Source organism: Pseudoalteromonas luteoviolacea NCIMB 1942 (genome assembly GCF_001625595.1).
GTDB lineage: Bacteria > Pseudomonadota > Gammaproteobacteria > Enterobacterales > Alteromonadaceae > Pseudoalteromonas > Pseudoalteromonas luteoviolacea_A.
The window spans coordinates 31,813-51,524 of the sequence record NZ_AUXT01000147.1 but is presented as its reverse complement, the minus strand read 5'-3'; the positions used below and the strand labels follow the sequence as shown (position 1 = coordinate 51,524).

Sequence of the window (19,712 nt, the reverse complement as noted above, 5' to 3'; positions counted from 1 at the left end):
TTTATAGGTCTATACCTGAGGAACAATTGGCAGAAATCGCTGTGGTTATGGCTCACGATTTATTAGTTTCAGATCTAAATACTTTAAGTACAGCAATGCCGCGATGCCACCGGCTAGAGGCAGTGTGATAAAGCTTGCCCATCCACTCACATAAAAGCTGACGAGTAACATGGTAATGTCAGTGCCTAACAACTCACAGCGTATATCGCTACGCTCATTGACTATGCAGTTTAACTGGCTAGAAATAATTTCAGCTAATAAAAGGGCGACCAATGGAGCGATGGCAATACATGCCATAATAATAGATAAGGCTAAAAGCCGTCTTTGGCTAAACATATATTTCATCCTTGTTCGTTTTATACGGCCATTGTCTGATAGGGATAAAAATAGATCAAGTCAACCTGCGGAGTATGCAAGGCTGAATGGGAAAGAAAAAGGGAGTGATCACTCCCCTGTAATTATCCACTTAGCTTGAAGGTGGCGTCGTACAGTCTGGTGAGAACCAGAAATCATCAGATGCTGATGTCCACTCGTCGCCACAGACACCTAATTGCTCACCTTCCACGTCTGCACAAGCGTCATGATTTAAACAATCTTGTGTATATTGGCCATCGCCAAACATAGGACAGCCAGCTCCGCAACGAGCGGCACAGAAGCCGTGACCACCTACTTTATAACGCTTGGTTTTTACACCAACATAGGTGACATCCCAAATTGCTGTTTTGTACTTGCCCATATACGGACAAAGATCAGTCCACCCTTGAGCCGAGAAGTCTTGCTCAATCGTTTGTTCTAGAGGCATACCTACTGGATAAGTAGAAAGGAATTCAAAAAACTTGAATAGAACGATTTTTGATTCTGTGTCTAGTTTGGTTTGTGCGTTTAAAATATCTTCGACATGATTTTGAGAATCACGAAAAATACTGGTTAATGAACTTTTCAACTTTTCGCTATTAATCAACTTTTTGTTATTAATGTCAAAACCAGAAATGTCGACCGTTTTATTTACATTATCTAGTTTTAAATTGAATGTGTTTCCATTAAATGTAATGGAACTGTTTATTTGATTATTCAGATCATCTGAGAGACTAAATCTAACGGTATTATCTTTATCAGATATCGTACTTTTGAGTGAACTTGTATTGAGGGTCGTTTCGAAGTGACCACTCACTCCGTAATTTTCACTTTGAATTGTTATACCCTCGTTTGCATTTGATACATTACTGCCAAGAGTACAGAGTGCAAATGCAATAGCAGCTAGTTTTTTCATAATAAATCCTTTTTGTTATTTTCAAAATTAGGAACGTAATTCCTATGTTCAGAAATTGAACAAAAAGCACTTTATTTTAAATAGAGTTAATGTGTCAATGCTGTTTATTTTTTGTGAATTTATGTTGTTTTAAACTTATTAATAATGATATTGTGCATCATTATAAATTTCTCATCGAGATATTGTGGTGACGATAATATATCTATTAATATCAGTATTTTAAATAGATAAAACTGAAGACTTTAAGATGTTTATTAGATTTATTAAAACGAATCTATAGAGTTCATAACGATTTTGTAAATGAAAATTATTTTATAGAGCGGCGCAAGAGCATACGTACTTTGATTTCAAAGTACGTGATATGGGAAATAAGTATGTCGATTGTGTGAGAGTGTTACTGCAAATAGGTTGGGCTATTTGCAGTAACCAATTTAAATAACGCGTGAGAAGCGTGTATTTTTGATCTGCTGTTGTAGGTATGCGTCAAAGCTCATACATATAATGCGGATGAATAAAGTCCCGCGAGCTGTAATCGTGATGGTGTTATTCTCACTTACCACGAGCCCATCATCAATGAGTGGCTGCAATGACTGTAGTGAATCCGCGAAGTAGGCATCAAAGTCAATATTAAATGCACTGCTAATGGCAGATTTTTCTAACTCAAAATGACAAATCAATTGCTTAATAACGTGCGCTCTTATCACATCGTCCCGTGTAAGTGTGACACCTTTACATATAGCGCTCCGCTGGTCGGTGATAGCAGCGTAATAGGTTTTTAAATCTTTTTCATTTTGCAGTATTGCATTGCCTATTTGTGAGATAGAAGAAACACCGAGCCCTAATAAATCACAATTTCCATGCGTGGTGTAACCCTGAAAGTTACGGTGTAGATGGTTCTCACGCTGCGCGATGGCAAGTTCATCATCGTGTTTTGCAAAATGATCCATGCCAATGTACTGATAGCCAGCTTCTGTCATTTGTGCTAGTGCGTTTTTGAATATTTGTAGCTTTTGTTCGGCAGAGGGCATATCTTGCTCTTTTAGTTTACGCTGGGCCGCAAATCGGTCTGGTAAATGGGCGTAATTGAACAGAGAGACTCTATCAGGAGATAGCTCGATAAGTTGCGTGATGGTTTCTCGATAGCTCTTGGGTGATTGGTGTGGTAGGCCATATATCATATCCATATTGATGGATTTAAACCCTAGGGCACGAGCCTGATGCAATATATTGAGCACTTCATCTATTTGCTGTGGGCGATTCACAGCAGCTTGAACTTGATCATTAAAATCTTGTACGCCAAATGAAACCCTGTTGAAGCGTAAATCTCTCAGCGTAACCAGCATATTTTCTGCCAGCGATCTAGGGTCAATTTCTATACCGCGCTGTGCCTGTTTAGAAATCGTGAAATGCTGTTCTATGGTATTGATTAAGCGCGTCATTTGCGCTTCTGTAAGAAATGTTGGTGTGCCGCCTCCAAGGTGGATCTGCTCAACGCGATATGTCTTGAAAAGAGCTGCTTGGGTTTCAATTTCTGCGCACAAGTGATCTAAATACACATCTGCTTTAGATTGGTGGCGGGTGATGATCTTGTTGCAACCACAGTAATAACAAAGCTGATGACAAAATGGAATGTGTATATAAAGAGACAATGCCCGACTTGTAGAGCTTTTGACAGCTTCGGATAATGCTTGTTGATCATACCCAGATGTTAATGATAGGGCAGTTGGATAAGATGTATATCTAGGGCCAGAAATATTATATTTCTTGATAAGGGAGTCTTCCCAAAAAGGTAGTTTAATCACGATCGCACTCAAATTAAATGACACATTATGAATTATAATTGCGTGGGCTAAAGTAAAGTTTGATCTGACTCAAGTGGGCGATTAGTAGACAAATGTAAGGCCAGTAGCCTTACATTTGTTGTATATTTTAAAGTTGATAGCGCTTCGCTGTTGTCGCTAGCTCTTCCGCTAATTTTGCAAGTTGCTCTGCATCTCTGGACGACTTCTCCGCACCTTGGGCTGTTTCTTTGGCCGTATTGGTAACTTCCCTGACACCCTCAGATATTTGTTGAGTAACGGCATTTTGTTGTTCAGTCGCGCTGGCTATTTGAATGCTCATATCGCGAATAGAGACGACTGAATCAGATACGTGCTCCAGTGCTTGACCTGTTTCATGTACACGCTGAGCCGTGATCTCGGCGTTATTAACGTTATTACTCATTAATTCAACAGAGCGCTGGGCTTCCTGCTGTAAGCGCGAAATCATGGCCTGAATTTCTTCGGTGCTTTGTTGCGTGCGACTTGCTAGGCTGCGTACTTCATCTGCAACAACTGCAAAACCACGGCCTTGCTCACCAGCTCGAGCAGCCTCAATTGCGGCGTTAAGAGCAAGCAAGTTAGTTTGATCGGCAATGCCTCTAATGACATCTAAAATTGACCCCACAGACTGAGTCTCATCAGCCAAACTAGAAATGGTCAGACTAACATTATTAATGTCTTCTTTAAGTGTTGAAATCGCGCTGCGCGTTTCTGAAACTGCCTGCAATCCCTGTTTTGAAGTCTGTTCTGTTGAGGTGGCAGTATCAGCTGCTGACTGGGTACTACGCGTAATTTCTGAAACGGTTTCTGTCATTTCATCCATTGCTCTGTCAGTGTACTCAAGCTGTGCCATTTGTTGCTCTGCACCATGCTTAGCCTGTGTTGTAATCGTACTCATCGTTTGAGATGTGTCGGCAAGGGTGCCGGTCGATTGGTGGATTTGCTCAATAAACTCTCGTAGATTTTGCACCATGCTGGCCATTGCTTGATAAATTCCAGTGCTGTTAGCTTGATGGTTGAACTGCACTGTTAAATCGCCAGCGGCAATCTTTCTGGCTATGGCCTCTATTTCTCGTGGCTCGCCTCCAATTGGTAGCTTAATAATTTTGCTGATGTACCAACTAAAAAATATGCCAAGCAGGATAATTAAACTCGCAAAGGCGACAATGGTAAATTTAGAATTAGCACTGGCTGATTGCACAACGGGGCCTAATTGATCTTGTACTGCTTTGATGTCCAGTTTTATGTTCTCCAATTGGGTAGCGACCTTTGGACCTATGGTGTCTAACACTTGTGAGATCTGTTGGTTGCGCTCAGTTATCACTTGGTAAACCGCTTCCTGTCCATCTTGATAGGCTTTGAGTGCTTGTCCAAATTCTACACTAGCTCGTGCCGAGCTCAGCCCTAAGGTTTTTTGAAACTGGGCTTTTAATGTATCGAAACTTTGTTTTGCTACCTGATAATCTTTTTGTGCGTTGGTAACCAAAAATTTATTTGTCGATAAGCGGCCTTGTTGTAGTAGTCCACGCAGTGTACTGAAGTTTCTTACGTCTGACAGTGATTGCGAGTCGCGGATCATGTCTCTCAGCAAATTATCTAGTTGTGGACCACGGACATTTAAGACGTCATTGACGACTTGATGACGACGCTCGAATAATGTCTCAATGTTATCAAAGCTTTTTTTGTAACGTTCCACCTGTTGTTGACTACGCTCAATCACTTGTAATTGTGCAGGGTCTTTAAATTGGGTTTTCGCTTCAGCCATTAATTGCTCTAGCAATGCTAAGCGTTGATTAAACTGATTGATAGCTGCTGGGCTTTGTTGCTTTAAATATTTACCCGCTTGTAACCTCACTTCCAGCAAGTTTGCTTGAATACGCCCAGCTAGGGTGCTGTCTCTTGCCTTTGTACGGTATTCGACAAAGTTTGTGTACCCAGAACTTAAACCCCAATATGCAACAATAGAGAGGATTAACATCATAAAAATCATCACGCCGAAAGCGCTATTAAGCTGTTGGTTTAGCCGCCAGTTTTTAACCATTTAAAAGCCTTATGTTTAAGTTAAGCTGTTGATGAAAAATGAGTGGAAAGATAGACTTCCCTATGAATAGTTTAGTGTAAATATTGCAATAGGATCATATTATTTATCGGGTGAAAAAAAATACCCAATTGGTGAAATCAAGGTGAAATTATTTGACTCCAATCAATAGTTTTTACTTTTCTGTTAGTATTTGATAGTAATGGTGTTTTTGATTGAAGTTGGAAAGTAAATCTACTTCAGTGATGGATTATTGTGCGCTTTGTTTGGGGCTGAGTTGAAGTTTATTTGATTGGTGGTTAATTCAAGAACGAGAGTGAGGGCGTGCAGTGCTAACCTGCACGCCTAATTTTTTAAAGTTTAAATTGATTAACGGTCGCGTTCAGTGCCTTAGCCAGATCGTTTAGATCTCGTGCCTCATCTGCTAGGAGGTGGGCATGATTGGCTGTGCTATTCACTAAGTCGTTAATCGCATTTAAGCTGTTATTGATGTCTTCCGCGACAACTGTTTGCTCTTCGGTTGACGTCGCGATTTGATGACTTTGATCTTGCACTGTATTGACGGACTCAGTGATATTACGAAGCGCGTCGAGTACTTCTTGTGTTTGCTCAACAGAGCTTTGTGCTCTTTCTTGACCCTGTTGCATCATAGTTGAAGCTTGTTGTGCAATTTGCTGTAACTTAGAAATCATATTGCGAATATCATCGGTCGACTCTTGCGTACGACTGGCTAGACTTCTCACTTCATCGGCTACAACTGCAAAGCCTCGGCCTTGTTCACCTGCTCTAGCTGCTTCAATAGCGGCGTTAAGCGCAAGTAGGTTTGTCTGCTCAGCAATGCCATTGATGACGTCTATAACTGCGCCAATGTTACTGGTTTCTTGTTCTAAGCCTTCAACAACCCTAGCTGCTTCACCAATGTGACATGCAAGTTCAGTCATCACTTCTTGCGCTTGACTAGAGCGTTCAGCTCCATCGTTTGTCATGCTTTGTACTAAGTCTGACGCGCGGTTAGTCTCGTGTGCATTACGTGATATTTCGGTGACGGTCGCGGCCATCTCTGTAACTGCAGCAGAGACGCTATCAACTTGCTCTTTCTCTTGCTGGATCTCAGTATTGGTATTGTTCGAAACGTCGCGCAGTTGCGCTGATGCGCCACTCAATTGTTCAGCCTGTGCAGCTGTGTCTATCATCATGGCACGCAACTTATCAATAAAGGTATTCATGTGCATAGCGAGCTGACCGACTTCATCTGTACTATTGATGTTGATACGTCGCGTAAGATCCCCTTCACCGGTGGCAATGTCACGCATTGCGTCAGTTAGTGTAATGATAGGGCGTGTGATCATCTGCGCTGCAATAAGAATCATGGCAACAATGATAGTCAAGATAATGATCACGGCAGTCACCGTGCTGGTCACAGCATTGTCCACGGGCTCATCAATTAAGCTTACAGGGATTAAAATACCCACATGCCAATCAAGAACTGGTGTATCCAATTTGACACTATTGAATACAACGTAGTAATCCTGCCCTTTTAGCGTGACAACTGCGGTGCCTGAATCTTGGTTGCTGATGGAGCGGGTTAATTCGCTAAAGCCTGAAGTGTCCTGAAACTGTTGTTCTAAGCCAGCTAACCCTTCTTTACCCTTTGGTTCTGAGTCTGTCGTTGATAAAGAGTGACCAGTGCGCTTTGAAAGGTGCACTACTTTCAGGTCATGGTCGAGTAAGAATCCATAACCTTCGCCATCAAACTGAATTTCTTCGACCATGGCACTGATCCGGTTAATCTGTAAATCGACTCCGCCGACCGCAACCAGTTCGCCTTGTTTATTATAAATTGGTTGCTGCACAACGGCAGATACATCACCGGTAGTGATATCAACAGATAATGCTCCAACATAGAGTTTCCCATGGCTTAATGCATCCTGCCACCAAGGACGTTTATAGGCATGATAAGGACGGCCATCAGTGAAGTTTGAAGTACGCTCATTCTCTTTAAAATATTCGCCCGTGCGTGCTGATGCCATAAAGGCTGAAAGAATATTTTCATCACTTTTACTGATACGAATGAAGTCTTCATTGACCTCGTCATAACCCTTGTCGTTGGTCAAATCTCTTTCACGTTCACTGTAATTATCGAACCAGTTGATGTTGTGTGGATTCGTAACAAAGGTTTCTACAACCTTACCGTATTGAGCAAAAAATGACTCCATTGAGAGTTTTTCTGAATACAAATAGCTCTGAGCTTCGCGCTCAATACCTTGGCGAGAGATTGTTGCTATATGATTAACAAAGTAAGTTGAAGCAAGGGTCAGAAGTACCGATATTGTACCACCGATTAAAATGAGAATTTTTTTACGAAGAGATAAGTTTTCAAACATGACATATTCTTTTTATTGGGACAGCAACTAGCATAATAAAACCATATCTCATCTTAATTGGCTACCATAAATGGTTAAGGTTCAGCCAGTGTGAGATCATGTACAATCATCATATCTTCACTTGTTGAATAAAAAAATAGTACAGAATCATCAAATTACTACATCATATTTATAACCTAAAGCTGAGAAAGCGCGGATAGAAATTTAATAACTTCTGTACTAACATTGTGACCTACTTTAGGTAAATATAAGAAAATATTATGAGTAATAAGTTGGTCGTTTTAGGAGCCGGTTGGCTGGGAAACGCACTCTCACAAGAGGCGAAATTAGCCGGGTGGCAAGTGGAAGCGACACGCAGAACCGCTGATAGCCAAGCGCAGGTAAGCGCATTTTGTCTAACCGATTCTGGGCTCCACCATACACTAACTTTGACAGATGCATATTGGGTTTGTGCGATCCCCCCACGTATGCGCCAAGCAGACAGTAATTATTTGGATACTTTACAACATGCGCTTACGACGGCTCGAAACATGGAGTGTAAAGGTTTTATCCTGTGTTCTTCGACTGCCGTTTATGGTACCGCTGATGGCGTATACACAGAGCATGCCACATTAGCTGAGCGCGATTCGACGCGCCAACAAGTTTTGCAATGCGCTGAAGATTTGGTACGTAGTGCAAGTGGTAAAATTGTGCGTTTAGCTGGATTAGTCGGGCCACAAAGAGAACCAGGGCGGTTTATATCTGGCAAACAGTTATCTAGCTCATCTCAAGCCAGCGTTAATATGCTGCATCAACAAGATGCGGTGAATGGTCTATTGTGCATCTTAGAAAATTGGTCAAACGCGCAAGATATCTACAACTTATGCCACCCCGCCCATCCTACTAAGCAGGACTACTATCAAAAGCATTGCGAGGACTATGGCAGTATACCACCGACGTATAATAGTGAGGTTAAGTCTAAGCGCATAATTGATGGCTCTGCGGTGTGTCAGCTTGGCTTCAGTTATAACAATGATATTTAGGTGATTGAATTGGCCGTAAACTTTACGTTTCCCATATGGCTACTTTTTAAAGGTTAAGTGGCCGCCTAAGCGATATTTACTACCCGGTGAAATCAATCGAGCAAAGCTTACGATCCCCTGTGATGACCATGTTCTTCGGATCACTTGAAGGCATGGCTCTTCATTGAACATACCCAGCCATTGGCAGATCTCTTCGTTTGGCATAATGGCCTCGACGGTGTGCCTTGCTTCTGTCAGTGGTGCAACTTGTGTGAGATATTCATGGGGAGTTGTGTTGCTATAGTCTTGTTGTAGATATTGATGCGCGAGTGCAGGGTTGACGAAGCGTTCTTCTACTTGCAGTGGGGCGTCATTCTCATTGTGAACGATAACGCTGCGGTAAATTAAGCTGTCCATTTCAACGCCTAGCGCAATGGCAATCGGCGCAATTGCGGCAATTGACTCCAACGACAGCACAATACAGGTATAATCGCCGCCTCGTTCTTTCACTTCATCTGCGATATTGCGGATCTCCAGTAGTGAAGACTGAGATTTGAAACTAGCAACAAATGTACCCAGTCCCTGACTGCGAGTGAGCACACCACTTTCTGTCAGTTCACTTAGCGCACGCCTAGCTGTCATTCTACTAACCTGAAACTGCTCAGATAACTCATTTTCAGAGGGAACCCGTTGATGCTCTTGCCAAGCACCAGCGCGAATATTCTCGATAATATATTGTTTTATCTGTGCAAATTTAGGTTGTTCGGTCACGCTTCGCAGCCACTAATTCAAAGGTTACTCATAAAGGTGGCACACTTATCTTGTATATACAAGTATTCTTGCTAAACTCGTATTAATTTTATCCAACTGAGTATAGACAGTGATCAATGTAGATTTAGTGATAACTAATGCAAATATTGCGACAATGGATGCGCAAATCGAAGGTGCATATGGTGTGATTGAAAATGGTGCAGTTATGATTGAGGGCGACACCATAGTTTGGCTTGGGAAAGAATCTGATTTGCCTGAGTTTGACGCGCTGTCTACCCCTGTGATTTCAGCTAAAGGTGCGTGGTTAACACCCGGCTTAATCGATTGCCATACACATATCTTATTTGCGGGCTCTCGTGCTGAGGAATTTGAAAAGCGCTTAAATGGAGTGTCATACCAAGAAATAGCAGAGCAGGGCGGGGGGATTGCTACAACCGTAAAAGCGACACGCCAAGCATCTAAAGAAATGTTGTTTGTTGCTGCTAAAGAGCGCTTAAACGCATTGTTACGTGAGGGAGTGACTACCGTTGAAAGTAAATCAGGGTATGGATTAGATACGGAAACTGAACTTAAATTACTAGAAGTAAACCAAATACTGGATGAACATCATCCTGTTCAAGTCCAAAGTACATTTCTCGGTGCGCATGCCTTACCACCCGAATATAAAGGTGATAGTGATGGCTACATCGATTTAGTGTGTGACGAAATGCTGCCTTTGGTTGCTGAGCGTAATTTAGCGGATGCAGTGGATGTATTCTGTGAAAATGTAGGCTTTAGTCATGCGCAGACCAAACGAGTATTTGAACGCGCGACTGAGCTTGGATTAAAAGTAAAGTGCCATGCCGAGCAATTATCAAATCAGCATGGCAGTGAGCTAGTTGCTGAATTTAATGGCCTCTCTGCCGATCATATTGAATATTTAGATGAGCGCGGTGTAATGGCAATGGCAAAATCTGGCACTGTTGCCGTTATTTTGCCTGGTGCATTTTATTTCTTGAGAGAAACACAATATCCACCAATTGAATTATTGCGTAAACATGGTGTGCCGATTGCTATCGCCAGTGACTTTAACCCAGGCACTGCGCCACTATGTTCATTGCGTTTGATGCTTAATATGGCGTGTACTTTATTTAAAATGACACCTGAAGAAGCTCTGCTTGGTGCAACAAGGCATGCAGCTCAAGCACTTGGACTTCAGGACCGCGGTGTGCTGAAAGTGGGCTGCAAAGCAGACATTGCGATGTGGCAAATACAACACCCTGCTGAATTAAGTTACCAATTTGGCGTAAACGATCTGTTAAATCTGTGGATATCGGGTAGACTTATTCAATAATAATGAAGTAAAAAGTGATTGAGTAATGGCAAGAGTGATGTCTGCAAAGTGGATCTGTGCGTTAAGTATGGCGTGTATGATTTTACCGGTATGTGCCAGTACCGCTTTGTCAAAGTTATCGCTTGCCGATGCTTGGCAACCTGGGCTCATGAATGCGTTCTTTGCAGGCACAGTAATGAGTCTAAGTTTAGTCGCGATTGCTCGCTCTCACTTTGCTGTTAACCGAATCATACATGCTCTTTTGGGGGCAGGTTGTCTGGCTGTCCTTGCCGCTATTGGTGATTTGGCCCTGTACAGTTTGGTTGTACTATTGCTTCTGCATATTTGGCAAAGCGATAGACTTGGTCAGGGGTGGTACATAGTGGCGGCAGCCTTGTGCTCAGTTAGTGCAACCTTGTTGATACTGTCCCATTTCTGGTGGTACTTGCCAGAGATCTATGTCGTTATCGCCATTTTACCTATCTTTGTAAGTGAACTGTTTTTACCTTCTCCCAATGCAGATACCCCCGCTTCTGTCGAACCTCAACAAATGCCCAACAGCGACATATTGGGTTTGCCTGACCGCGCGGGCGTGAGAGAGACTTTTAACGAATACCGTGCCAGTGCGCCTGGCACAGCTATGCTAGTGATGATCCGGCTTGAGGGCTTCCAGCAGGTTAACTTTCATCTCGGTCGTGAATTTGGTGACTTATTACTTGCGCAGTCTGCAAATAGGATGAAACAGTATTTGCAAAGTCATGATGTTATGCCTATTGCGATAGGTAATGAGGTTGCTCGACTTGCGCATTTAGGTGGATTGCACTTTGTTTTTGTGTGCAGTTTGGCGAATCAAAAGCATCTTCACGAGCACCTCTGTGCCGAGATAATAGAAAGTACGTTAAAGCCATTTAATGTGGGGAATTGCATTATTGAGGTAAGTGCTCGCGCGAGTTTTGTTAATTGTGACGAGGAGCTTGGGCAGTTTGACGACTTACTAACCTGCGCGTTTTTAGCACTGGATAGTTCGCCTGAAAAAGTCATTTCTCCGTATGAGCAGAAGATGCAGGTCGATCGCTTAGAGCAGCAAGCGCGGTTGGCTGAGTTGGCACATATAGATTTTAAAAACGAACTTGAGTTGTATTTTCAACCTATCGTTCGCAATAGTGATGGCGACATTGAATATGTCGAATTACTGTTGCGTTGGCAGCATCCGAAACAGGGGATACTTGCTGCTAGTAAGTTTATCGATGATATCCGAATTGCAGGTTTAGCGTTGCCGTTGGCGCAATATGTAATTGAACGTGCAGCAGAAATAGCCTTGGCTCTGAGGGTAGAAGGGATCCAAATGCCGCTGGGCATTAACTTATTCGGCCCAGAGATGCTACACGAAGAATTTATCGAGTTTGTCGACAGGGTGTTAGTTGAACATCAATTGTTGCCGCAAGATATCATCATTGAGTGTCCTTCCCAAATGTTTACCACGCTAGATCCGCAGGGTATCGCTATGGTGGCAAGACTCCGTACGATGGGAGTGAGATTGTGTGTTGATGGTTTTGGTGAGTCGCCATTATTGCTAGCCAAGTTACCTAAATTAGAAGTGGATTACGTAAAGCTTGGCCGCTCCCTCACCACACCAAATCAAAGCCAAGGTAACTTTAAAGCAGTAGTGCGCGGCATTGTAGAAATGCAAAACGTCCAAGAGTGTAAGGTGATCTGTGAAGGCGTCGAATCTCAAGAGCAATTGCAATTCGCGCACAGCCTGAATGCATTTGCTGCTCAAGGCTATTTATTTACCAGGCCGTTGAGTAGTATCGGAATGATAAGTTGGCTCAAACAATGGCGTTGGGAGCACCCGATAGAAGACCCATCGAGTGCGACCGATATTGATTAGTTCTGTTTTGCTCTAAGGTAACTACACACTAAACCTGAGAGCACTTGTCCGGCTTCGATGTCACCTTGCTGCTTACCTTGAGGGTGGTTGGCGGGGGCTGCTTCACACAAATGAAGGTATTTTGCATTGGGTTGGAGTGCGCTTTGATAGACAAAGTGCTCGGCATCGTTCACGCTGAAGCCACAATTGGTATATGCGCTGACTGGCATACCAGAAATGGCATCTACGTCGACCTCAACGCCTAGTGGACGAGATTGATCAAAGCGTTTTAGCGCGGGCTTAATGGCATCGGTCAAGCTTACTTGACGTGAAACCAAAATATCCTGATAGCTCGTGTACGTGAACCCTGCTTGAGTTAAAGCACTTACAATGGTGTCATTATTTTTTTGTTCATGCATGCCCACGATATGATAATTGTCTAGAAAGCCTGCGTTGTGTGCGTAGCTAAAGCCGTTACCTGAATGACGTCCTTCTAATGCTCTGAAGTCTGCATGCGGGTCAAAGTTTATCGCTTGGCAAGGTACCTTTTGGCTTTGTGATAGTGCTTTAAGCAACCCATAGCTGTTATTGTGTCCTCCGCCAATAACGATAGGCTCAAGGCCCGCATCAAATATTGCCTGTAAAACACCACTAACACGTTGATCCAGCTCTTCACACAAAGTACGAAGCTGTTCTAAACCATCCGCAGTGCGATTGTCTATATGTTCACTTTTTGCTTGTAGATCGACCGTGATAACTTCACCAAGAAGTAGCACGTTGTCTGGTTTCAAAAATTGGTTACAAGGTAAATTTAAAAAGCGTTTTAAAAACGCAAACCAGCCATCTGTTGCGCCGCCATTGCCACAGTTGCCACGTGGACCAATGTCTTCATTAATGGCAACGAGTACATACTTGATGCCAAACTGCGCTGCATCTTTTAAGGCTTGAGAAAATTCATTTTGTACTTGTAAAAAAGAAAGCGATTGCCAGAAGCGGGTTTCATTTTCGCGTGTAGAAGTGTACTCGTTGATATTCGATTCGTTATAAATCTTAATCCAATTATTTACGGTCATGGTGCTCAGATGTTATTTAATGCAGGTGGTACTTTGAAGATAGCAGAACTGAGTACACCGAGTGTCTCAGTTCTGGATCTGTTTTAAGTTAATCTTCAGATGTTTCGTCATCTATCTCTAGTAGGAGCTCTTCAGCAGAAATAATGATGCCTGTAGAGTCGGCGTATAGAAAATCGTCGTCAAAGAAAGATACGCCAGCAAAGTTCACTGGAATACCTTGCACGCCAGCTCCTTCACTATCTGCGGCAACAGGAATTGACGCAATGGCTTGAATGCCCAATTCACACTCTTCAAGCTCTTCTACATGGCGTACTGCGCCATATACAACAATGCCTTGCCAGTTGTTATCTGTAGCCAATTCTGCGAGGTCGATATCAATGAGTGCACGTCTGGTTGAGCCGCCGCCATCGATAAGTAGGACTCTGCCAGTACCATCTTGTTGTAGTACTTCAGCAATCACTTCATTGTTTTCGAAGCATTTAACGGTTTTTATGCGGCCACTAAAGGCGCTTTGACCGCCAAAGTTGATGAACATTGGCTCAAGTACGTCAATGGCATCTGCGAAGTGATCGCACAGTTCAGAAGTGCTGTAATCCATCATAGTATCCTCAGAGAATGGCTAAACTGTTGTCAGTATACTCCCATTCCTATTCGGCGCAATGCTTTGAATCAACTTACATAATTGTGTAACAAAAATGTCGTGTGATTGTTATTAAGCTCTTCTATGCTGAATTTGTGAACAAATGTAAGCAACTATGATGAAAGCACAAATAATCAAGCTGGATACGGCGCTTTACTTTGCACTTTATAAGCCTAAGCGCGGACCATGGTTTAAGTGGTTAATGTTGATGTTGTCCAAAAGCGGCAACGGCGGACTGTACGTGATTCTCGCACTACTCAATGGCTATTTTATGGGTAAGGTCGGTGTCACTTTCTTTCAAACGGTACTGGTGGCATTTGCAATAGAGCGACCCTTGTATTTCTTATTGAAGAAACATTTTGCCAGGGTTAGACCGTGTGATTGTTTGGCGGTGAAGGCCATGCTGACGCCGAGTGATAAGTTTAGTTTGCCATCAGGACACAGCGCGGGCGCTTGGTTATATGCAACCTGTTTAATGGAAGTTTATCCAATCCTGACGATCCCGTTAGTCGTTTGGGCAATGGGTGTTTCGCTATCACGTGTACTCGTTGGTGTTCATTATCCAGCCGATGTGATTATTGGGGCGTTGATGGGGAGCGGCTGTGCCGTCTTGGCAATCGGGATTTTAGGAGAGTTATGAAAATATTATATGGTATCCAGGGAACGGGAAATGGTCACATAACGCGTGCACGCGTGATGGCTGAGTGTTTCAAGAGCATGAATATTGAAGTGGATTACCTCTTCTCTGGTCGACAAGCTGACCAGTATTTCGACATGGATATATTCGGTGAATATCAAACACGAACTGGCATGAGTTTTATTACGAAAAGTGGCCGTTTGAATTATCGGGAGACAGCTAAACAGCTTAATTTTGGTACTTTTGCCCGAGATGTCAGAGGTTTAAATATTAAATGCTACGATATGGTGTTCAATGATTTTGAACCAATATCTGCGTGGGCTGCGAAATTAGCCAAAGTGCCCGTAGTTGCCATGAGTCACCAGGCCGCATTTTTGTCACCGGAGGTACCTTTATTTGGTGCGGGCTCCATACAAAGAGCATTGATCCGCTGGTTTGCACCGGCAGATGTGTACTTAGGCGTGCATTGGCAGCCTTTTGCGAAAAACATTGTGCCGCCATTTATTGCTTATCACGGCGCGCATAAAGTGTCTATTCCAAATAAAATATTGGTCTATCTACCTTTTGAAGAGCTCAACAATATTGTAGAGCTGTTGGGAGACTTTCCCGACAGAGAGTTTTATTGCTACCACCCAGATGCGACCAATCAATCGATCAACCATATTCATTTGCGGTCGCCTTCACGTCATGGGTTTTTAGAAGATCTCGCCAGCGCATCGGGTGTTGTTGCTAATGCTGGCTTTGAACTGTCTAGCGAAGCACTGAAATATGGTAAAAAGTTACTGCTCAAGCCGTTGCAAGGGCAATTTGAGCAGCTAAGTAATGCAATGACACTTGAGTCTTTGGGATTGGCAAACGTAATGAATTACCTCAATTCAGAAGCGCTGGCAGAATGGTTGGAATATCCAGAGGGGCAAGTGATCGATTTTCCATCAGATGCAACTCCGCTAGCCGACTGGTTGGCAAAGGGACAGTGGCAAGATTACAGCGCACTTCACGATAGTTTATGGTCTCCAGTCCTACAAAATAGGAACAAAGTTGCATGATAGGTGAGCATTTTGAAAAAAAGTTGCATAAAGTTGTAGATTGAATTCCGACGCAAGGTGACTTTGGCTATACTGTATTGCAGGTTCTGTAATAATTAGGTAACTGTATGGCTCTACTTGAAAATCTCACCATTAAAAGGCGTTTGCAATTAAACGCTGTAGTTGTCGGTGTAGCATTGCTTGTGATGTTGGCGGTGATCATCACCGAAGCCAATACAATGCGCCGTTTGAATGAAACGATTCAATATGCGGAAGAACTGGATGTTCACGAGCTAGCGATGCGAAAGTACGAGAAGAACTTTTTGTTCTACAAAGATGTCGATGCGCTAGACAAATTTGAAAATGAATATCGTCAGCTGCAAGAAAAGAAAGCGCTGTTAAAGGAGATTTTTATTGAATTTGATATAGATAGCTCTCAGCTTCAGGAGTTTGACCAGTTGGTCAAGCAGTATCATCAATCGTTTAATAACGTTGTATCATTGCAAAGAACAATTGGCTTGCACCCTAAAGACGCTTTATACGGCGAATTACGAAAAGCTGTACATGGTGTTGAAACGCTGCTTAAACAAAAAGAAGACTATAAGCTGCTGACGACTATGCTTCAGCTTAGACGGGCAGAAAAAGACTTTATGTTGCGCTTAGATACCAAGTATCTTGGAAAATTCAATAAGCACATAGAGACGTTTGAAGCACAAATCCGCGATTCTAATCACAGTAGTAGCTATCAACAAGATCTGAACAGGTTGCTTGATGTGTATCAAATCAAATTTAAAGGCTTGATAGATGCGCAAGTCGCGCTTGGGGTTGATCTTGATAGTGGCGCCTTGGGCGAGATGAAGCGCACGGTGCAAAAGAGTGATGCCGTGGTTGCGGCCATTGTGTTGCAGACTAAAACGGAAATTCACAATAATGCGGAGTTTGCCAAGTCTGTTGCCATTGTGATCTTCGTCGTTGCGGCTATGATTGTAATGTTTTTAGTTTGGTCGACCAGTCGTTCGATTATTCGCCCAGTTGAGCGTGTTTATCAAACCATAGAGCGGATCCGCAGAGAAAATAACTTAGGCATTTTCATCGAGCAGACAGGTAATGATGAAATTACCGATATGACCCGAGATTTCAACAGTCTGATTGGTGATTTTAAAGAGCTAATCGCTGATGTTAATCGTGCGCTTGTGACTATTAACGATGCGACAGATCATTTATCGCAAACAACCGCACAAACCAGTGCTGGTATGAATGAACAGCTTCATGAAGCTGATATGGTGGCCACCGCTGCAACAGAAATGCAGGCGACTATTCAAGATATTTCACACAATACTGAAGCGGCTGCACAAAAAGCTGAGTCAACGAACAATAACGCGCAGCAAGGTCGCAGTGAAGTAACTTCTACCATAGATCACATTATGGCGTTGTCACACTCACTAAGTGGTGCGTCTGAAGTGGTGGGCCAGTTAGAGCGCGATGGTGAAACGATAGGTTCGGTCTTGGATGTAATACGCGGTATTGCTGAACAGACTAACTTATTGGCGCTGAATGCGGCAATTGAGGCTGCGCGAGCGGGTGAGCAAGGGCGAGGTTTCGCGGTTGTTGCAGACGAAGTGCGTTCATTGGCGCAGCGTACTCAAGACTCTACTCAAGAAATTGAAAGCATTATTTCGACGTTACAGCAACGTACTCAAGACGTTGTAAGCATCATGGAAGAATGCCGTGGGCAAAGTAACGAGAGTGTTGAGCAAGCAGAAAGAGCTGGTGAGCTACTGGGTCTGATCACCGAAGATGTACAAAACATCATGGATATGAGTACTCATATTGCAACAGCGATTGACGAACAAAATCAAGTTGCTTCTGAAGTGAACAAGAATGTTGTGAAAATCAGGGACATTGCACAAAATGCTTCTGAGCATGCAGCTTCGAATGCTCAAAGCAGTGAAGAGCTTTCTGAACAGGCTCGAGCACTTCATATAGCCATTGATAAGTACAAGGTCTAACAGTCAATAAGTGCCTAAAATACAAGTTTTGGGCACTTAACTTGACGCTTCAGTAACTACTCTTCTATGTTTTTCTCTGCGAATAAACAACGCTTCAATGAGCACTGCTAAACGCGTACCTTAAGGCACAAATTTAATGGGTACGCTGTCTTTACTTTGTTGGTGTGCTTCAACGCGCTGTTGATAGGTTTGCCACAAGGATTTATGCTCCGTACAGAGTTTTCGTAGGTACTGCCAACTGAATAGCCCTGAGTTGTGGCCATCATCAAAACAAAGTCGAATCGCATAATGACCAACGGGTTCTAACTGGGATATTTGCACATTTTGTTTATTCAAGACCAGTTGTGGCTGTGAAGGACCATGCCCTTGTACTTCAGCTGAGGGAGAGTGGGTGCGTAAAAACTCGCAGCTCAATGTAACCGTTAAGTCATCATCAAAATGGATATCGAGCAACTTACTGGTGCGATGATAATGTAATTTAGTGACTTGATACATAAAAGTAAGGCCAGCTAATGCTGGCCCTGTCCTCATTTAAAGAATGAAGCGACTGAGGTCTTCATCTTGTACTAGCATTTCTAAATGCTGCTCAACGTACTTTGCATCAATAGTCAGTGATTGACCTGCTTTGTCAGATGCATCAAATGAGATCTCTTCCATCAGCTTTTCCATTACTGTGTGCAGACGGCGCGCACCAATATTTTCGGTTTTTTCATTCACCTTCCATGCCGCTTCGGCAATACGCTCTATTGCGTCATCGGTAAATTCAATAGCCACTTGCTCAGTTTTAAGCAAAGCTTGCTGTTGTTCCGTTAAAGAAGCATGAGGTTCAGTTAAGATACGCTTGAAGTCTTTTGCCGTCAGTGCTTCTAATTCAACGCGAATTGGTAAGCGACCCTGTAGCTCAGGGATTAGATCCGATGGCTTAGCCATCTGGAAAGCACCTGATGCGATAAACAAGATATGGTCCGTTTTCACCATGCCATGTTTAGTGCTGACAGTAGATCCTTCAATCAAAGGTAACAAGTCACGCTGTACACCTTCACGACTCACGTCTGGCCCTGATGCTTCGCCACGCTTACAGATTTTATCGATTTCATCAACAAATACGATACCGTTTTGTTCAACGGCAAAGATGGCTTGCTCTTTAAGCTCTTCAGGGTTTACTAACTTAGCAGCTTCTTCTTCAATTAGTAGTTTAAACGCTTCTTTAATCTTCAGCTTGCGGTTTTTCTTTTTGTCGCCAGAAAGGTTTTGGAACATGCCCTGAAGTTGGTTCGTCATCTCTTCCATTCCAGGAGGAGCCATGATTTCAACTTGAGGAGATGTTTCTGCGATATCAATATCGATTTCTTTATCATCTAGCTGACCTTCACGTAGCTTTTTACGGAAAACTTGACGTGTTGAGCTATTCTCAGCAGGTTGGGATTCGCCCCACGCATCTTTTGCAGGTGGCAGTAAAGCGTCTAAAATGCGCTCTTCAGCTGCTTCTTCAGCACGATGCTTATGCTTCTTCGTTTGCTGTTCGCGCGTCATTTTAAAAGAGACTTCAACCAAGTCGCGAATAATGGTCTCAACTTCTTTACCGACATAGCCTACCTCAGTAAATTTAGTTGCTTCGACTTTGATAAATGGCGCGTTAGCCAGTTTTGCCAGTCGACGTGCGATCTCAGTTTTACCCACACCTGTAGGACCTATCATTAAGATGTTCTTAGGCGTTACCTCCGCACGTAAGTCATCGTTTAGCTGCATGCGTCGCCAACGGTTTCTAAGGGCAATTGCAACCGCTTTTTTGGCTTTGTCTTGACCAATGATATGTTGGTCTAATTCATGAACGATTTCTCTAGGTGTCATTGCAGTCATGG

The 19,712-nt window shown here is 43.0% G+C and carries 16 protein-coding genes; 6 read left to right on the top strand and 10 right to left on the bottom strand.

Features of this window, described 5'->3' with window-relative positions:
* Positions 1-45: 45 nt before the first annotated feature.
* The 5 genes from N482_RS08650 to N482_RS08630 form a co-directional block, all read right to left on the bottom strand.
* Positions 46-336: a hypothetical protein gene (locus tag N482_RS08650; protein ID WP_063376658.1), complete on the bottom strand. Its 291-nt coding sequence runs from the start codon at positions 334-336 to the stop codon at positions 46-48.
* Positions 337-466: 130 nt separating this feature from the next.
* A complete protein-coding gene (locus N482_RS08645; protein WP_063376657.1) occupies positions 467-1,270 on the bottom strand; it encodes a hypothetical protein in 804 nt (267 codons plus the stop codon).
* A gap of 431 nt (positions 1,271-1,701) precedes the next feature.
* Positions 1,702-3,072 (bottom strand): oxygen-independent coproporphyrinogen III oxidase, encoded by a 1,371-nt coding sequence (gene hemN, locus N482_RS08640; RefSeq protein WP_063376656.1) that lies wholly within the window; start codon positions 3,070-3,072, stop codon positions 1,702-1,704.
* Between the two features lie 127 nt (positions 3,073-3,199).
* A complete protein-coding gene (locus tag N482_RS08635) occupies positions 3,200-5,131 on the bottom strand; it encodes a HAMP domain-containing methyl-accepting chemotaxis protein (RefSeq protein WP_063376655.1) in 1,932 nt (643 codons plus the stop codon).
* 350 nt (positions 5,132-5,481) lie between these two features.
* Positions 5,482-7,512, bottom strand: coding sequence for a methyl-accepting chemotaxis protein (locus N482_RS08630; protein WP_063376654.1), 2,031 nt, complete (start codon positions 7,510-7,512; stop codon positions 5,482-5,484).
* Positions 7,513-7,772: 260 nt separating this feature from the next.
* On the opposite strand from N482_RS08630, the gene N482_RS08625 reads away from it, so the two are divergent.
* The gene (locus N482_RS08625) at positions 7,773-8,534 is read left to right on the top strand and encodes an NAD-dependent epimerase/dehydratase family protein (protein WP_063376653.1); all 762 of its coding nucleotides are present in this window, start codon (positions 7,773-7,775) and stop codon (positions 8,532-8,534) included.
* A 39-nt stretch (positions 8,535-8,573) separates the two neighbouring features.
* Here the strand turns inward: N482_RS08625 and hutC are convergent, their stop codons facing one another.
* A complete protein-coding gene (gene hutC / locus N482_RS08620) occupies positions 8,574-9,284 on the bottom strand; it encodes a histidine utilization repressor (protein ID WP_063376652.1) in 711 nt (236 codons plus the stop codon).
* A gap of 154 nt (positions 9,285-9,438) precedes the next feature.
* Here hutC and hutI point away from each other — a divergent pair, with 154 nt between their 5' ends.
* Positions 9,439-10,617 (top strand): imidazolonepropionase, encoded by a 1,179-nt coding sequence (hutI, locus tag N482_RS08615; RefSeq protein WP_231100820.1) that lies wholly within the window; start codon positions 9,439-9,441, stop codon positions 10,615-10,617.
* 25 nt (positions 10,618-10,642) lie between these two features.
* A complete protein-coding gene (locus tag N482_RS08610) occupies positions 10,643-12,487 on the top strand; it encodes a GGDEF domain-containing phosphodiesterase (protein WP_231100819.1) in 1,845 nt (614 codons plus the stop codon).
* Here the strand turns inward: N482_RS08610 and N482_RS08605 are convergent.
* A complete protein-coding gene (locus N482_RS08605; protein WP_063376650.1) occupies positions 12,484-13,539 on the bottom strand; it encodes a formimidoylglutamase in 1,056 nt (351 codons plus the stop codon). The two genes, N482_RS08610 and N482_RS08605, sit on opposite strands and share 4 nt — an antisense overlap.
* 88 nt (positions 13,540-13,627) lie before the next feature.
* Positions 13,628-14,137: a ribonuclease E activity regulator RraA gene (gene rraA, locus N482_RS08600; protein WP_063376649.1), complete on the bottom strand. Its 510-nt coding sequence runs from the start codon at positions 14,135-14,137 to the stop codon at positions 13,628-13,630.
* A 160-nt stretch (positions 14,138-14,297) separates the two neighbouring features.
* On the opposite strand from rraA, the gene N482_RS08595 reads away from it, so the two are divergent.
* The 3 genes from N482_RS08595 to N482_RS08585 all read left to right on the top strand — a co-directional run bounded on the left by N482_RS08595 (position 14,298) and on the right by N482_RS08585 (position 17,850).
* Positions 14,298-14,819: a phosphatase PAP2 family protein gene (locus tag N482_RS08595; protein ID WP_231100818.1), complete on the top strand. Its 522-nt coding sequence runs from the start codon at positions 14,298-14,300 to the stop codon at positions 14,817-14,819.
* Positions 14,816-15,862 (top strand): MJ1255/VC2487 family glycosyltransferase, encoded by a 1,047-nt coding sequence (locus N482_RS08590; RefSeq protein ID WP_063376648.1) that lies wholly within the window; start codon positions 14,816-14,818, stop codon positions 15,860-15,862. Before N482_RS08595 ends, N482_RS08590 begins: the two co-directional genes overlap by 4 nt.
* Positions 15,863-15,969: 107 nt before the next feature.
* Positions 15,970-17,850, top strand: a complete 1,881-nt coding sequence (locus tag N482_RS08585) for a methyl-accepting chemotaxis protein (protein ID WP_063376647.1) — start codon at positions 15,970-15,972, stop codon at positions 17,848-17,850.
* Positions 17,851-17,970: 120 nt separating this feature from the next.
* On the opposite strand, the gene N482_RS08580 is transcribed toward N482_RS08585, so the two are convergent.
* Both N482_RS08580 and hslU read right to left on the bottom strand, forming a co-directional pair.
* Positions 17,971-18,345: a gamma-butyrobetaine hydroxylase-like domain-containing protein gene (locus tag N482_RS08580; protein WP_063376694.1), complete on the bottom strand. Its 375-nt coding sequence runs from the start codon at positions 18,343-18,345 to the stop codon at positions 17,971-17,973.
* 36 nt (positions 18,346-18,381) lie between these two features.
* Positions 18,382-19,710, bottom strand: a complete 1,329-nt coding sequence (gene hslU, locus N482_RS08575; RefSeq protein ID WP_063376646.1) for an HslU--HslV peptidase ATPase subunit — start codon at positions 19,708-19,710, stop codon at positions 18,382-18,384.
* Between the last annotated feature and the right edge of the window lie 2 nt (positions 19,711-19,712).

Coding starts and splice junctions, on each gene's coding strand:
- N482_RS08650 (WP_063376658.1), bottom strand. CDS start 336: ATGTTTAGCCAAAGACGGCTTTTAGCCTTATCTATTATTATGGCATGT.
- N482_RS08645 (WP_063376657.1), bottom strand. CDS start 1,270: ATGAAAAAACTAGCTGCTATTGCATTTGCACTCTGTACTCTTGGCAGT.
- N482_RS08635 (WP_063376655.1), bottom strand. CDS start 5,131: ATGGTTAAAAACTGGCGGCTAAACCAACAGCTTAATAGCGCTTTCGGC.
- N482_RS08630 (WP_063376654.1), bottom strand. CDS start 7,512: ATGTTTGAAAACTTATCTCTTCGTAAAAAAATTCTCATTTTAATCGGT.
- N482_RS08625 (WP_063376653.1), top strand. CDS start 7,773: ATGAGTAATAAGTTGGTCGTTTTAGGAGCCGGTTGGCTGGGAAACGCA.
- hutI (WP_231100820.1), top strand. CDS start 9,439: ATGGATGCGCAAATCGAAGGTGCATATGGTGTGATTGAAAATGGTGCA.
- N482_RS08610 (WP_231100819.1), top strand. CDS start 10,643: ATGGCAAGAGTGATGTCTGCAAAGTGGATCTGTGCGTTAAGTATGGCG.
- N482_RS08605 (WP_063376650.1), bottom strand. CDS start 13,539: ATGACCGTAAATAATTGGATTAAGATTTATAACGAATCGAATATCAAC.
- rraA (WP_063376649.1), bottom strand. CDS start 14,137: ATGGATTACAGCACTTCTGAACTGTGCGATCACTTCGCAGATGCCATT.
- N482_RS08595 (WP_231100818.1), top strand. CDS start 14,298: ATGAAAGCACAAATAATCAAGCTGGATACGGCGCTTTACTTTGCACTT.
- N482_RS08590 (WP_063376648.1), top strand. CDS start 14,816: ATGAAAATATTATATGGTATCCAGGGAACGGGAAATGGTCACATAACG.
- N482_RS08585 (WP_063376647.1), top strand. CDS start 15,970: ATGGCTCTACTTGAAAATCTCACCATTAAAAGGCGTTTGCAATTAAAC.
- N482_RS08580 (WP_063376694.1), bottom strand. CDS start 18,345: ATGTATCAAGTCACTAAATTACATTATCATCGCACCAGTAAGTTGCTC.
- hslU (WP_063376646.1), bottom strand. CDS start 19,710: ATGACTGCAATGACACCTAGAGAAATCGTTCATGAATTAGACCAACAT.